This window comes from Microcella alkaliphila, from assembly GCF_004216855.1.
GTDB classification, from domain to species: domain Bacteria; phylum Actinomycetota; class Actinomycetes; order Actinomycetales; family Microbacteriaceae; genus Microcella; species Microcella alkaliphila.
Genome location: NZ_SGXT01000011.1, coordinates 36,365 through 50,614 on the forward strand (window position 1 = coordinate 36,365; position 14,250 = coordinate 50,614).

General features: G+C 70.6%; 11 protein-coding genes. 5 read left to right on the plus strand and 6 right to left on the minus strand.

The window, feature by feature from the left end:
* Window positions 1-4: 4 nt before the first annotated feature.
* The 4 genes from EV140_RS13600 to EV140_RS00820 all read right to left on the minus strand — a co-directional run bounded on the left by EV140_RS13600 (window position 5) and on the right by EV140_RS00820 (window position 4,213).
* A complete protein-coding gene (locus EV140_RS13600) occupies window positions 5-184 on the minus strand; it encodes a hypothetical protein (RefSeq protein ID WP_422386074.1) in 180 nt (59 codons plus the stop codon).
* 220 nt (window positions 185-404) lie between these two features.
* Window positions 405-1,208: a DUF2510 domain-containing protein gene (locus EV140_RS00810; RefSeq protein ID WP_130280136.1), complete on the minus strand. Its 804-nt coding sequence runs from the start codon at window positions 1,206-1,208 to the stop codon at window positions 405-407.
* 312 nt (window positions 1,209-1,520) lie between these two features.
* Window positions 1,521-3,230, minus strand: coding sequence for a DUF2510 domain-containing protein (locus EV140_RS13400; RefSeq protein ID WP_241971228.1), 1,710 nt, complete (start codon window positions 3,228-3,230; stop codon window positions 1,521-1,523).
* A 140-nt stretch (window positions 3,231-3,370) separates the two neighbouring features.
* Window positions 3,371-4,213: an aminotransferase class IV gene (locus tag EV140_RS00820; protein WP_130280138.1), complete on the minus strand. Its 843-nt coding sequence runs from the start codon at window positions 4,211-4,213 to the stop codon at window positions 3,371-3,373.
* A gap of 12 nt (window positions 4,214-4,225) precedes the next feature.
* On the opposite strand from EV140_RS00820, the gene pabB reads away from it, so the two are divergent.
* The 5 genes from pabB to holA all read left to right on the plus strand — a co-directional run bounded on the left by pabB (window position 4,226) and on the right by holA (window position 12,578).
* Complete coding sequence (pabB, locus tag EV140_RS00825) at window positions 4,226-5,626, plus strand: aminodeoxychorismate synthase component I (RefSeq protein WP_130280140.1); 1,401 nt, start codon at window positions 4,226-4,228, stop codon at window positions 5,624-5,626.
* A gap of 48 nt (window positions 5,627-5,674) precedes the next feature.
* The gene (leuS, locus tag EV140_RS00830; protein WP_338418532.1) at window positions 5,675-8,272 is read left to right on the plus strand and encodes a leucine--tRNA ligase; all 2,598 of its coding nucleotides are present in this window, start codon (window positions 5,675-5,677) and stop codon (window positions 8,270-8,272) included.
* Window positions 8,273-8,386: 114 nt separating this feature from the next.
* Complete coding sequence (locus tag EV140_RS00835; protein WP_241971229.1) at window positions 8,387-9,193, plus strand: ComEA family DNA-binding protein; 807 nt, start codon at window positions 8,387-8,389, stop codon at window positions 9,191-9,193.
* Window positions 9,193-11,514, plus strand: coding sequence for a ComEC/Rec2 family competence protein (locus EV140_RS00840; RefSeq protein WP_130280144.1), 2,322 nt, complete (start codon window positions 9,193-9,195; stop codon window positions 11,512-11,514). Before EV140_RS00835 ends, EV140_RS00840 begins: the two co-directional genes overlap by 1 nt.
* A gap of 20 nt (window positions 11,515-11,534) precedes the next feature.
* Window positions 11,535-12,578, plus strand: a complete 1,044-nt coding sequence (gene holA / locus EV140_RS00845) for a DNA polymerase III subunit delta (protein WP_130280146.1) — start codon at window positions 11,535-11,537, stop codon at window positions 12,576-12,578.
* Between the two features lie 588 nt (window positions 12,579-13,166).
* Here the strand turns inward: holA and rpsT are convergent.
* Together rpsT and EV140_RS00855 are read right to left on the minus strand one after the other, a co-directional pair.
* Window positions 13,167-13,427, minus strand: a complete 261-nt coding sequence (gene rpsT, locus EV140_RS00850; RefSeq protein WP_096421859.1) for a 30S ribosomal protein S20 — start codon at window positions 13,425-13,427, stop codon at window positions 13,167-13,169.
* A gap of 140 nt (window positions 13,428-13,567) precedes the next feature.
* On the minus strand, window positions 13,568-14,191 hold the full coding sequence (locus EV140_RS00855) for a TetR/AcrR family transcriptional regulator C-terminal domain-containing protein (protein WP_130280148.1): 624 nt from the start codon (window positions 14,189-14,191) through the stop codon (window positions 13,568-13,570).
* Window positions 14,192-14,250: the final 59 nt, after the last annotated feature.

Consider the following 14,250-nt stretch of genomic DNA (forward strand, 5'->3'; position numbering starts at 1 on the left):
TTGCTCAGGAGACGACGTCGATCATCCGCCACACGGTGGGCGTGAGGTCGGGGTAGTCCAGCGCGATTTGCCTCAGCAGCCGGTAGTGGCGTGCTGGGCTCGGAAGGCGGCCCCCATCACGCTCGATAGCTGCTGCCCTGAGGGTCCAGACGACGAGCTCGTCGACCGTCGGCAGCTCGGTCATGAAATCCCACGGATCCTCTCCGCGGCGAGCTCGCTCCATAATGACTGTTTCGCGCTCGTCGTGAGCTTCAGCGCGGAGGACTTCCACACTCGCGCCCCGCGCTCGAAACTGCTCAGTCACTCGAAAAGAATACGGGGCACGGGTGATCCTGGCGGCGGGGCGCACCCCGCCGCCAGGATGATGGCCGCGCGACTAAAGGGGGGACAGTCGCGCGGCCCGTCTAGAGGGCGGTGACGGCCGAAAGTTGAGTCAGCCAGCCGGGATCAACGAGCGTAACCGTGACAACGACGGTGGCCTGCAATGCGCCCCAGGTCACCAGGGCAGGCCAGGGTGACGCGCCGGTTGCTCGACCAGTGAGGATGCCGCGCACGCCGACGTACACCGGCGGCAGGACGAGTGCGACGATCCAGGGGACGGTGCGGAGGTGACCGGCGGCAGACAGCTGGCGAGCATCTTGTGATGCGAGAGCGGCGTAGAGCACGAAGGGCAGTGCTATACCGAGCCACATGGTGGTCTGCGGGGCTGACGAGGCGGGAAGCTGAGCCACCACCCACTGCAGCACGAGCACCTGCGTGATGGGCATTGTCGCGATCAGCCAGAGAGACGCGGTGTGGGCTCGGGTTGGGCCGGAAGGCACCTCACGGTGTCGTCCGTGTGCCTGCTGCGGTGCCGCGAGGTGCGCTGCGACGGGCGCCGTGCGGTGCGCCGGAGTGCTCACTGACGCGGGCGACGCCGAGTGCAGTGACATAGTTTCCGCGATCGATGCAGCTTCCTTGCGCAGGTGCGTCGGTGAAATCGCCGCCAACCGCAGCGTGTCAATGGTGGTCGGTGAGATGTCGGGACTCTCGGGAACAGTGACGCTCCAGGGTGAGCGAACGCTTGTCGGAGTCTCGCCAATGAGCGCGGCGTGGTGCGTCCAGCCGTGGCCGTCCCACCAGCGGCGGTGCGTCGGCTGACCGTTCTCATCCGCGCTGAGCGGGTCGGCGTACCAGCCTGCCGGCACCCGAACTGCCGTCGTTGTCATTGCATTTCCCCCAGATCCCGGTCCCCCGACCGGGTTCGTGATCGCCCGTAGCCCCCCGGCTACCGGTGTGTGTCGCGCGTGTTCGGGACTGCGCGACCGGCATTCGCGTCACTTTCGTACCGGGTATTCGGCGTCGAGTGCGGCGTGGATGCCGTCGATATTCAGTTGTGGTGTGGTGTGTACATCCAGTGTCTCCGGCGGTGTCAGATTTCGCGAGTTTTGGGCGGTCGTGCCCTTCGCTTTCCGAACGCCGGGGGTACCCGGGTGTCACGCTGTTCCGTTGTGCTGTGGTGCGAGGTCTCGCGCCGTGGCTCAGCGCGAGAATCCGAAGACGCCCCAGTCGTCGACCTGCCACGCGATCCAACCGTTGGCACGCTGGAGGCTGACGGTGACGATGAAGGCCTCACCGGACGGGTTGACGGCCGGGCAGCGTAGCTGCTGGCCGATGAACAGGGGCGGCGTGGCGGGGCACGTCGCAGTGAGGTTCGCGCCGATCGAGCGGCTCGTCGACGAGATCGTCTGGTTCGCCTGCTCGGCGAAGACGCCGGGGAACGACGCGATCACGAGACCCGGAACAGCCAAAATGGATGCTCCCATCAGGCCGGTGAGGAGCAGCCAGACCGCGACGGGGCCGAATCCGACGCCGGAGACGCGGCTCAGGCGCACGGCCCGCACGATGAGGTACACGATCGGACCGGCGAGGGCCCACCAGCCGCTGGCCGGGCGGTCGAGCCCGAGGCGGCCGAGACGGCGGGCGTCGAGAAGCGCGAGCACGACGACGATCGGCAGCGGCCCCAGCCAGATTCCCGCCATCATGGCGAGGCTCGGGCCGGTCGCGAACGCCGACACGACGAGCAGGCTGAACAGCAGCTGCAGCATGGGAAGCAGGGCGATGGCCCACGCCTCGACGGTGTGAAGACCTGCGACCCCGGCGGGCGCGCCCGCCGCGAGTGCTCCGCGACGGCCGGCGGACACCGGCGCATCGCCCGCGGTCTGCGCATAGCCCGGAGCGCCCGGTGCGCTCCCGAAGCCGGGTGCCGACGCCGAGCCGTAGCCGGGGACGCTGCCGTAGCCGGGAGCCGACCCGAACCCGGGTGCGGAGCCGAACCCGGGGGCCGAGCCGTAGCCCGGTGCCGAGCCGTAGCCCGGTGCGTACGGGTGCGGCGTGCTGCCCGCGAGGTTCTGGGCGGCGGCACTTCCGGGAACCGAGGCCGAGGGCATCCCAGTGACGGAGGCCGCTGAGGCGACGCTCGCCTGGCTGCTGGCCGAATTCACGCTGGAGCGCGCCGAGCGGGGCTCAGCGGTCATCTCGTCCCGGTTGACGGGAACCCACGGTGAGGCCGCCGGCGACGTCGTGCCGGCTCCGGTCGCGGCCGTGGCCGAGCTCACGCTCGGGTCGGTGAACGCGGCGGCGGCGAAGGCGTCCGCGGCGTTCGATGCGGGGCGCGATGCCTGCGGGGGAGCGTTGTCCGCTCCCGGCGTGCCGATCGACTCGGTCGGCCGGACGGTGGCTGCCGCGGCGCGGGCCTCTGCCTCGCGGCGCTCGGTCTCCACGCGCTCTGCCTCGAGACGGGCGGCTTCGACACGCTCCTGTTCTCGGCGGGCCTCTTCGAGACGTTCCTGTTCGGCGCGCGCTTCGGCGATCTTGCGGGCGCGCTCGGCTTCCTCACGGGCGGCGGCTGCCGCGGCCGCAGCAGCGGCGGCCGCGTCGGCGTCGGTCACCTTTGCGTCGGCGACGGGCGGGGCGAGCTGACGCAACACCTGCGCGGTGGGCTGCTGTGCCGGCTGGCTGTCGTTGACGCCGCCGTCGACGGGAGTGCTGTCGGCCGACTCGGCGCTGCGCCGATCACGGCGACGCGGAAGGTCGTCGTCGGCGTAGACGGTCTCGGTGGGCACCATCGGCTGGCGCGCGTCGGAGACGTGCTCGGTCCACGCGTGGTTGTCCCACCAGCGAAGCTGCGGAAGCCCCAAGGGGTCGGGATACCACCCTGCAGGTACGCGCCCGTATTCGTCGTCTGCCACGATGTATCGCCCCCGAGTTCGAGCGCCGATCCCCCGACCGGCTGTGTGCAGTCTAGGGTTGCGAGGCTCTTTCGACTAGACGGATAGGTCCCCCCAGTACGAGTGTGCCCCTTTTGGGGGTACTCGACACGTGTCGTTGATCACAGCGCGGTGGCGGCGTTCGCGAGTGTGTGGCGCAGCCACGCGTCGCGCTCATCGTCGCGCACGAGCACGGGCCCCTCCACCCAGCGCTCGACCGCGCGGGCCCCGTGAAGGGCGCTCAGCACCCACAGGCTCGCTCCGGCCAGCTCGCCGACGGTGGGGCGGGCCTCGTCGACCGCGAGCCCGTGCGTGCGGGCGGCGTCCCGCACGAGACGCTCCGTCACACTGGGGATGCGCGGGGCCGGCTGCCCTATGACCGCCAGGCGCCCGTCGCGCGCGATGAGCAGGGAACTGTAGGCGCCCTCGACGGGGCGGCCCCGGGCATCCACGATGACGGCCTCATCCGCACCGGCGAGCTGTGCCTGCGTGCGCAGCGCGGCAAGCCGTTCGAGGTCGGGGCCCTTCACGCGGGGCGTGCGGCGCGGGTCGTGGGCCGCCGTCGCCACGGTGATCGCGGCGAGGCCGTCGCCCGTGACGATCGGCGGGCTCGGGCGCACGAGTAGCCGAAACTCGCCGCGCTCGCGCCGCTCCAGGCGGGGGAACAGGGCGGGATGCTCGGGATCGGCCGCCACGATCGCGCGCAGTGCCGCCTGCGCATCGTCCCAGAAGGCGGAGGCGCGCTCCAGCTCGCCAGGACCGGTGATCGCCGCGCTTGCGAGGAAGCGCTCCCGGTGGTGGGCAACGCCGCGGATGCGCCCGCGGTCCAGTCGAAACGAGTCGGCGACGGCAACCTCGCCCTGCCCTGGGTCGCACCAGTCAACCGTGGTGAAGGCGCGCGTGGTGCCCGCCGCGTCGGGGTGCCACACGAGGGTGCTGCCGATCGCCCCGCCGCCCGCGCCCATACACTTCAGCCTATGGCGAGGGGACCCCGAACGGTGCGCGTGCACCGCATCGACCTCGGCGCTATCGATGACCTCGAAGCACTCGCCGCACTCGTGCACGCCGCCCCCCGCCGATTCACGCTCGACGCGGTGGAACGCGAGGCGTCGGCGGCCGACCCGCTCGGCGTCGCGTGGCTCGACTCGGGTCGGGATGCGGACCACGGCCGCAGCGTGCTGGCGGTCGGCTCGCGGGTGACCCTGGGGCGAGGCGAGACCCTGTCCGGCCTGCAGACCGCGCTTGCCGCGCAACGCGCGTCGCTCGCCGCCGCGGGTGAGTTCCCGTCGCCGCTTGGGCTCATCGGCTGGTTCGGCTACGAGCTGCGCGACGAGACCATGGGCGCGACGGTGCCGGGCGTTGCCGACGCGCACCGAGCATCCTGGATGCGCGTGGATGCGGCGCTCGTGCGCGACCACGCGACCGGGCGCGGTCAGCTGGTCGCGTTCGCCGCCGATGCGGATGCGGACGCCTGGGCCGAGCGGGTGCGCGCGCTGATCGACGAGTCGGCTGAGCACTCGCCGGATGACCCGCCTGCGCCGCCCGTTCGGGACGTCCGATGGCGCGACACCGACGACCACTACGCCGAGCTCGTGCGCCGGTGCCTCGCCGCCATCCGTGACGGGCAGGCCTACCAGCTGTGTCTGACGAGCGCGGCACAGGTCACTGACCCCGGCGACCCGGTCACGATCTACCGACGCCTGCGCCGTTCGAGCCCCGCGCACCACGGCGCGCTCATCACGATCGGCGGCATCAGCCTGCTGTCGGCGAGCCCGGAGACCTTCCTCACGGTCGCCGACGGTCAGGTGACGACCCGACCCATCAAGGGCACGCGCCGCCGCGGGGCGGATGCCGCAAGCGACGCACAGTTGGCCCGCGAGCTCGCGGACGACGACAAAGAGCGCGCCGAGAACCTGATGATCGTCGACCTCATGCGCAACGACCTGCAGCGAGTGTGCGACGTCGGCACCGTCACTGTCACCGGTCTCCACGAGGTCGAAACGTACGCGCATGTGCACCAGCTGGTGTCAACGGTCACGGGCCGGCTGCGGGCCGGGTTCGACGCCCTCGACGCGGTGGCAGCCAGTTTCCCCGCCGGGTCGATGACGGGCGCCCCCAAGCGTCGCGCCGTCGACCTGCTCGGCGAGTGGGAGCGTGCGCCCCGCGGCATCTATTCGGGCGCATTCGGGATGCTCGGGGCTGACGGGTCCGCCGACCTCGCGATGGTCATCCGCTCGATCGTCATCGCCGACGGTGTCGCGACGGTGGGGGCGGGCGGCGGCATCACGGCGCTCAGCCAGCCAGAGGCGGAGACCGAAGAGATGCACCTGAAGGCGCGCGCCCTGCTCGCCGCGCTCGGTGCCAGAGAAGGCGACTAACCTGGGACGTCGGGTCACTGCGCCCCGACAGCCACCCCACTTTTCGCGATTGAGAGCCCCGTGAGCGACAGCACCGCCGACACCGAGCACGACTACGACCCGCACCGCATCGAGGCCGCCTGGGCTCCGGTGTGGGACGAGGTGAAGCCGTTCTCGACGCTCGACAGCGAGCTCGACGAGAGCGAGCGGGCGAGGCCGCGCAAGTACATCCTCGACATGTTCCCCTACCCCTCGGGCGACCTGCACATGGGTCACGCCGAGGTGTACGCGCTCGGTGACGTCGTCGCCCGCTACTGGCGCCAGCGCGGCTTCACCGTGCTGCACCCCATCGGCTGGGACTCGTTCGGCCTGCCCGCCGAGAACGCCGCGATCAAGCGCGGCGCCGACCCCCGCGAGTGGACCTACGAGAACATCGCCCAGCAGAAGGCGTCGATGAAGCGCTACGCCGCGAGCTTCGACTGGGACCGCGTGCTGCACACCTCCGACCCCGAGTACTACCGCTGGAACCAGTGGCTGTTCCTGAAGATGTACGAGAAGGGGCTCGCCTACCGCAAAGACAGCTGGGTCAACTGGGACCCGGTCGACCAGACGGTGCTCGCGAACGAGCAGGTGCTGCCCGACGGCACCTCGGAGCGCTCGGGCGCCGTGGTCGTCAAGAAGAAGCTGACGCAGTGGTACCTGAAGATCACCGACTACGCCGACCGGCTGCTCGACGACCTGAACCAGCTCGAGGGCTCGTGGCCATCCAAGGTGCTGACGATGCAGCGCAATTGGATCGGCCGCTCGACCGGTGCCGACGTCGACTTCGTCATCGAGGGTCACGAGGCGCCCGTGACCGTGTTCACTACGCGTCCCGACACGCTGTTCGGCGCGACCTTCATGGTCGTTGCGCCCGACAGCGACCTCGCCGCCGAGCTCGCGTCTGGTTCAACGCCCGAGGTGCGGATGCGCTTCCAGGCCTACCTCGACGAGGTGCAGAAGAAGAGCGAGATTGATCGACAGGATGCGTCGCGCGAGAAGACCGGCGTCTTCCTCGACCGTTACGCCATCAACCCCGTCAACGGCGAGCGGCTGCCCATCTGGGCGGCCGACTACGTGCTGGCCGACTACGGCCACGGTGCGGTCATGGCCGTGCCCGCGCACGACCAGCGCGACCTCGACTTCGCCCGCGCGTTCGACCTGCCGATCCGCATGGTGGTCGACACGCTCGCGCCTGTAACCGGCACGATCCCGGTCATCACCCCCGAGATGCTCGAGGAGGAGCCGCCGACGATCGACCCCGCCGCCACCGGCGAGGCTCTCACGGGCGATGGGCGGATGATCAACTCGGGTCCGCTGGACGGCCTCAGCAAGAACAACGCCATCAAGCGCGTCATCGAGCTGCTGGAAGAGCGCGGCACCGGTCGCGCGGCGAAGACGTACCGGTTGCGCGACTGGCTGATCAGCCGCCAGCGTTACTGGGGCACGCCCATCCCGATCATGTACGACGAGGACGGGCGCGAGATTCCCGTGCCGGAAGACCAGTTGCCCGTGCGGCTGCCTGACGCGGCCGGCATGGACATGAAGCCGAAGGGCACCTCGCCGCTCGGCGGCGTTCCGTCGTGGGTCGAGACGACGACCCCCGAGGGGAAGCCCGCGCGTCGCGACACCGACACGATGGACACCTTCGTCGACTCGTCGTGGTACTTCCTGCGCTTCTTGTCGCCGGGCGACGACTCGCAGGCGTTCGACCCTCGCGAGGCCGAGAAGTGGGCGCCCGTCGACCAGTACGTCGGCGGCGTCGAACACGCCATCCTGCACCTGCTGTATGCGCGGTTCATCACCAAGGTCTTGTTCGACCTCGGCTACGTCAGCTTCACCGAGCCGTTCAGTGCGCTGCTCAACCAGGGCATGGTGATTCTCGACGGCGCGAAGATGTCGAAGTCGAAGGGCAACCTCGTCTACTTCACCGAAGAGCTCGACCAGTACGGCGTCGACGCGGTGCGCCTCACCATGGCGTTCGCCGGGCCGCCGGAAGACGACATCGACTGGCGCGACGTGTCGGTGACGGGCTCGCAGAAGTTCCTGGCGCGCGCGTGGCGTCTGTCGGGGGAGGTGTCCTCGCCGGTCGACGTCGACTTCGCCGACGGTGATGTGGCCCTGCGTCGGGTCACCCACCGGTTCCTGTCCGAGGTTCCCGCGCTCGTTGAGTCGTTCAAGTTTAACGTGGTGGTCGCCCGCACGATGGAGCTCGTCAACGCCATCCGCAAGGCCGTCGATTCGGGCCCCGGCGCCGGTGACCCCGCCGTGCGCGAGGCCGTCGAGGCCGTCGCGATCGCCCTGTCGCTGTTCGCGCCGTACACGGCCGAAGACATGTGGCACCGACTCGGACGCGGCGACGCGTCGGCCGGGCGATCGGGCCTCGTCGCCTTCGCCGGCTGGCGCAAGGCCGACCCGACGCTGCTCGTCGATGATCAGGTGACCGCCGTCGTGCAGGTCGACGGCAAGGTGCGTGACCGGCTCGAGGTGAGCCCGCGCGTCGGCTACGACGAGCTCGAGGCGCTGGCCTTGGCATCCGAGGCCGTGCAGCGCGCGATCGGCGGGCGCGAAATCGCCCAGACGATCGTGCGCGCGTCGAAGATCGTGAGCATCGCCACGAAGAAGTAGCGGGCGCGTCCGGCGGGTGCCGCGTGCGTCCCCCACAGGGACGCCTCGGGATGCTCGTCCCCGATTGAGCGGGCGGGGCCCGCTGACGGGGTGGTCGCCTCGTAGCCTCGCCGCGTGCATCCGCCCGATTCGATCGCCGCATCGACCCGCGGTGAGCGCGAAGCGGCCGGGGTGGCGGGTCTGTCGAGCACGGCAGTCGAGCCGCCGCGCCGCTCGGCACGCGTGCGCGCGGCCGTCAGCGGCACCGTCGTGCTCGTGCTCATCGGGTTCGGAGCCGCTGTTGTTGCGTCGATCGTGACCCCGGGTGGCGAGCGCGTCACCGTGGGGCAGAGCGCGGCGGCCGGGTCGCCCTCCGGGCACGGTGATCGCGACGAGACGGGCGATCGAGGTGAAGGGCCCGGCGACGACGGAGGGGGCGAGGGTGCGGCAGGGGATGGTGCAGGCCTAGCGGGCGCACCGGCTGCACGGGCCGTATTCGTTCACATCACCGGCGCGGTCGAGTCCCCGGGCGTTGTCGAGCTGTCCGAGGGCGCCCGCGTCATCGATGTCGTCGCCCGCGCCGGCGGCGCGGCCGACGACGCTGACCTGGCCGCGGTGAACCTCGCCCGCGAGATCGTCGACGGCGAACAGATCCACATCCCCCGAGTCGGAGAGCACCCGCCCGATGCGCCCGCGGCCGGCCCCGGGTCCTCGGCGTCCGGCGGTGGTGCGGGCGGCACGGCCGCGGGCGGCGTTGTCAACATCAACACGGCCGCCTCTGCCGAGCTCGAGACCTTGCCCGGCGTGGGCCCGGCACTGGCCGGGCGCATCATCGCCTGGCGCGAGCAAAACGGGCCCTTCCGCAGCATCGACGAGCTGCTCGCCGTGTCGGGCATCGGTGAGAAGACCCTGTCGGGCTTCCGCGACCGGGTGGGCATCTAGTGCGAGTCCTCGATGCTCGGCTGGCCATTCCTGCCGGGGTCGCGTGGGTCGGGGCGCTCGTGCTCATCGGGGTGAGCCGAGACGTCGTCGTGCCGGTCGCCTGGAGCGTCGCCACCGCGGCGATCGCGCTGTCGCTCGCAACTTGGTGGTCCCTCCGGCGGACCCGTTCCGCCGTCCCGTCCCTGCTCGCGCTCGCCCTGATCGCCGGGGCAGTGGGGCTCGCGGCACCGGCGCGAACGCCCCCGGCGCTCACCGACGCGCTGGACGGTGCGCCGACTGAGCTCGTCGTGCAGTTGGAATTGACGGCGACACCCGAGACGACGACGGTGCCCGCGCGAATCGTCGGCGTCGTGCAGTCCGAGGGTGCGGTCGCCCGCGTCTCGGTGCCGGTGCGGCTGTTGTCGATCGACGTCGATCGCCGCACGCCGCTCGGCACAACGCTCGTCGGAACCGGCCGACTGATCCCCGTGGGAGCGGGCGACGGACGCGTCGCCCTCGTCCGCGTTATCGGCGCGTGGACTCCCACCCGCGACCCGCCGCCACTGCTTGCCGCGGGCGATGCGCTGCGCGAGCGTTTCCTCGCCCTGATGGAACAGTTCGGCGGCGACGGCGCCGTTCTTCTGCCCGGCCTCGCCATTGGCGACACCTCGGAGGTGCCCGACGACCTCGACCTCGCCATGAAGCAGAGCGCCCTCAGCCACCTGACGGCGGTCAGCGGAGCCAACTGCGCGATCGTCGTCGGCCTCATTCTCGGGCTCGGAGGCATCCTGCGCTGGCCCCGCTGGGTACGCATCACGATCGCGCTGGCCGCGCTCGGCTTCTTCGTGGTTCTCGTGACGCCCGAGCCGAGCGTCATTCGTGCGGCGATCATGGCGACCGCCGTGCTGCTCGCGACACAGGTGGGAAGGCCCGTGCACGGCCTGCCCGTGCTCGCGCTCGCCGTGATCGGCATCATCGTGCTCGACCCGTGGATCGCGCGGCAGTACGGCTTCGTGCTGTCAGTGCTCGCCACCGCGGCTCTTCTTGTGCTGGCTGGCCCCATCGCCGACCGGCTGTCGGCAATCATGCCGCCCGCGATGGCTCTCTGGGTTGCGGTGCCTCTGGCGGCCCAGCTCGCGTGCCAACCCGTGCTCATCCTGCTGCAGCCCGAGGTGCCGGTGTGGGGTGTCGTCGCGAACATCCTGGCCGCGCCCGCCGCGCCCGTGGCGACGGTCGTCGGGATGATTGCCTGCGTGCTGGCCCCGGGCATCCCGTGGGTGGCGACGGTTGTTGCGGCGATCGCGTGGGTGCCGTCGGCGTGGATTGCGGGCGTCGCGCGCGTGAGCGCGGGCATGCCGGGGGCGCTCGTGCCCTGGCCCGAGGGCGCGCTCGGCGCGACACTGCTGGCCGTGCTGACCGGGCTGGTACTCATCGCGTGGCGAGTGCCCGTGGCGCTCGGCTCGCAGCGCTTTCGCCGACGACTCGTTGCGGCAGGGCTCGTCGCGGCGGTCATCACGCTCGGGGTGACGGCGGGGCGCGACGCGCTGACCCGGATCGCCGTTCCTACCGACTGGGTGATCGCCCAGTGCGACGTCGGGCAGGGTGACGCTGTGCTCGTTCGTGATGGTCCGCTGACGGTGCTGATCGACACCGGCCCGACCGCCGAGGCGCTCGGGGAATGCCTCGACGTGCTGCGGGTCGACCAGGTCGACGTGTTTCTCATCAGCCATTTCGACCTCGACCATGTGGGCGGAGTCGAGGCGATCCTCGGACGGGTCGCTGCCGTCTGGACGGGGCCCGTCGGTCGCGACGCTGACCAAGCGGTACTGGATGCTCTCATCGCCTCGGGTGCGGAGGTCCACGACGTGCGCCAGGGCGACGTCCTGCAGCCCGCCGACGCGCGCTGGGAGGTGTTGTGGCCGCCCGACCACCGGGGCGTGGCGCCCGGAAACGACGCGAGCGTCGTCGTCGACGTGCGGTTCGGTGCCGGGTGTCCGCAGTGTCCCAGCCTCCTGGCCCTGGGGGACCTCGGCGAGTCGGTGCAGCGCACCATGATGGCGACGGCCGACGTGCGGCCCGTCGACGTGGTGAAAGTGAGCCACCACGGGTCGCCCGACCAGTTCGACGAAGTGTACGCGCGCGCTGGCGCTGCGGTGGGCCTCATCGGAGTGGGGGCCGACAATTCCTACGGGCATCCGGCCGCGTCGGTCATCGACGCGGTGGTGAACGCCGGCGGTACGGTGAGCCGATCCGACCTGCACGGACTCGTTCTCGTCGGCGCCGACGAGGACGGCCTGTGGGTGTGGCACGAGCGGCCCGGAGGTGTCGCAGCCGATCAGTAGGCTGGCGGGGGAGGACATCGATGGCACGAGCGAAGGCACCCGCGCGCGGGGGGTCGGGGCGGTCTGCCGCCGCGCGCATCCCGCAGCTGGCGTGGCACGAGGTTCGCCCCGCGCCGATCGTGCTCATCAGCGGTACCGAAGGGTTCCTCGCCGACCGAGCCCTGCGCATCCTGCGCGACGCGTTGCGCACAGAAGACCCGGCCCTTGAGGTGCACGACGTCGACGCTGCGGCCTATGCGCCCGGCGAACTGTTGACGCTCGCAAGCCCGTCGCTGTTCGGCGAACCGCGCCTCTTGCGCGTCACGAACGTCGAGAAGATGACGGACGCCTTCCTCGAGGAGGCGCTGGCGTTTCTGGAAGAGCCTGCCGACGGTGCGGTCGTCGCGTTGCGTCACGCCGGAGGAGTGCGCGGCAAGAAGCTGCTCGACGCGATTCGCGCGGGCACCGGCGACGGCGTGGAGGTGGTGTGTGCCGAACTCAAGCGCGAGTCTGACCGTGCCGACTTCGCCGCGGCCGAGTTCCGGCACGCGGGTCGCGCCATCGCCCCCGTCGCATTGCGTGCGCTCGTCGCCGCCTTCGCCGACGACCTCGGCGAGTTGGGGGCCGCCTGCCAGCAGCTGATCGCCGACACCGAGGGTGACATTTCTGCCGACATCGTGCAGCGGTACTACGGCGGGCGGGTCGAAGCGACCGCGTTCGCCGTCGCCGACGCCGCCATCGCCGGCCAGCTCGGGCAGGCACTCTCGCTGCTGCGGCACGCGCTCGACACCGGCGCCGACCCCGTGCCGATGGTTGCCGCGTTCGCGATGAAGCTGCGCACCATGGCGAAGGTCGGCGGAACCCGCGGCTCGGGCGGCCAGATCGCCTCGCAGTTAGGGCTCGCGCCGTGGCAGGTCGACCGCGCGCGGCGCGACCTCCAAGGGTGGGACGAGGTGGGACTCGGCCGCGCCATCCTGACGGTCGCCGAGACCGACGCCGCCGTGAAGGGCGCAAGCCGCGACCCGGTCTTCGCCCTCGAGCGCCTCGTCACCCTCATCGCCGACCGGGGCCACCCCCGCGGCTGACCCCCGCTTCGCGCGCTTCCCGCACCGACTGGGGACACCCCGCGCTCGACCCCTCGCCGACGCGCGCGCCCTCGACGCCTGTCCAACCCCTATGCGCGCCCTGGTGTCAACAATTCAGGACCAACGCGCGAACCCGCTGCCTCCGCCCGCCCCCGCGCGTGTCAACAACTCAGGACTAACGCGTGCAGCTCTTGCGCTCACCCCGGCAACCCTCGTGTCAACAACTCAGGACTAGCGGGTCCGTTCCTGCCGAGGTAGCGGGATACAGACCCGCAGAACCTCGCTAGTCCTGAGTTGTTGACGCTGCCGCGTCGGGCGGTCCTGCGGCGCGCGCAGCGCTAGTCCTGAGTTGTTGAAACCGCGGGTGGGGGAGCCTGCGGGGCGCCGGCCGCCGTTAGTCCTGAGTTGTTGACACGCGCGGGCGCGTCGGGGCAGCACTCCGCCGTACACACAGCGCCGTGCCCCGCACACAGCGCCGTGCCCCGCACACAGCGCCGTGCCCCGCACACGGCGACGCCCCCCCCGAACACAGCGAAGCGCCCCGGGGCGGTAAGCCCCGGGGCGCTTCAGCGTGCGTGTGGGTACGACCTAGAGGGCCGCGACCTGCTTCGCGATGGCCGACTTGCGGTTTGCGGCCTGGTTCTGGTGGATGACGCCCTTGCTGACCGCCTTGTCGAGCTTCTTCGACGCGACCTTGAGCGCGGCGGTCGCCGCCTCCTTGTCGCCCGCCGCGATCGCCTTGCGCGTGCTGCGCACGGCGGTCTTGAGCTCGCTCTTGACGGCCTTGTTGCGTTCCTGGGCCTTCAGGTTGGTCTTGATGCGCTTGATCTGCGACTTGATGTTCGCCATGACTGTCTTTCTTCGAGTGTGTACGGGATGAGCAACCGGTCGTGGGGTGTGCCTGACGGCGAACTGAGCCCGGTCGCGTTCCGTGCCGGAAGAGAGAGGGCTTCCTGGCACGCAAGCCAATCCAGAATCCTAGCAGGGCTTCACGCACCCGTCCCGCCCTGCCGCGCGTGCAAGGCCCGTAGCCCCACGATGAGTGCGTCGAGCCCCACTTCGAAGGCGCGGCGCGCGCCCGCCGACTCGATGTTTTCCGCATCGAGCGCTGCGCGTAGGGCTGGCAGGTCGGGCGGTGTTGACTCGCCGGAGAGCAGGTCGTCGGGCGCGACAATGTCGAGCGCTGAGCCGAGAATGTGGGCCTCAATGGTGCGCATCACGGCGACCGCGTCGCGCGTCGGCCAGCCCTGCCTTACGAGCGCCGCGACGACGCGCTCATACATGCGCAAGGTTGACTCATCGCGGATGGGTGTGGTCGCGAGGAGGGGAATGACGTTCGGATGCGAGGAGAACGCCGCCAGGTACGACCGGCTCCACGCCACAATCGCGTCATCCCACGGCTGATCGGTGAACGCGCTCGTGTCGATGTCAGCGACGATGACGGCTCGCAGTTCTTCGATGAGTTCGGCGCGATTGTGAATGTGGTTGTAAAGCGACGACACCTGGCGATTCACACGTGCGGCAAGGCTGCGCATGCTGAGGCTCTCGGCGCCCCGTTCGTCGACAAGCTGCAGGGCCGCCGTCACCAAATGGAGCTTGGTTAATGTCGCCATGGGTGTAACGTTATCCCACCGCTTACGAACACTGTTCGTAAAGCGGGCCTTTACCCCAC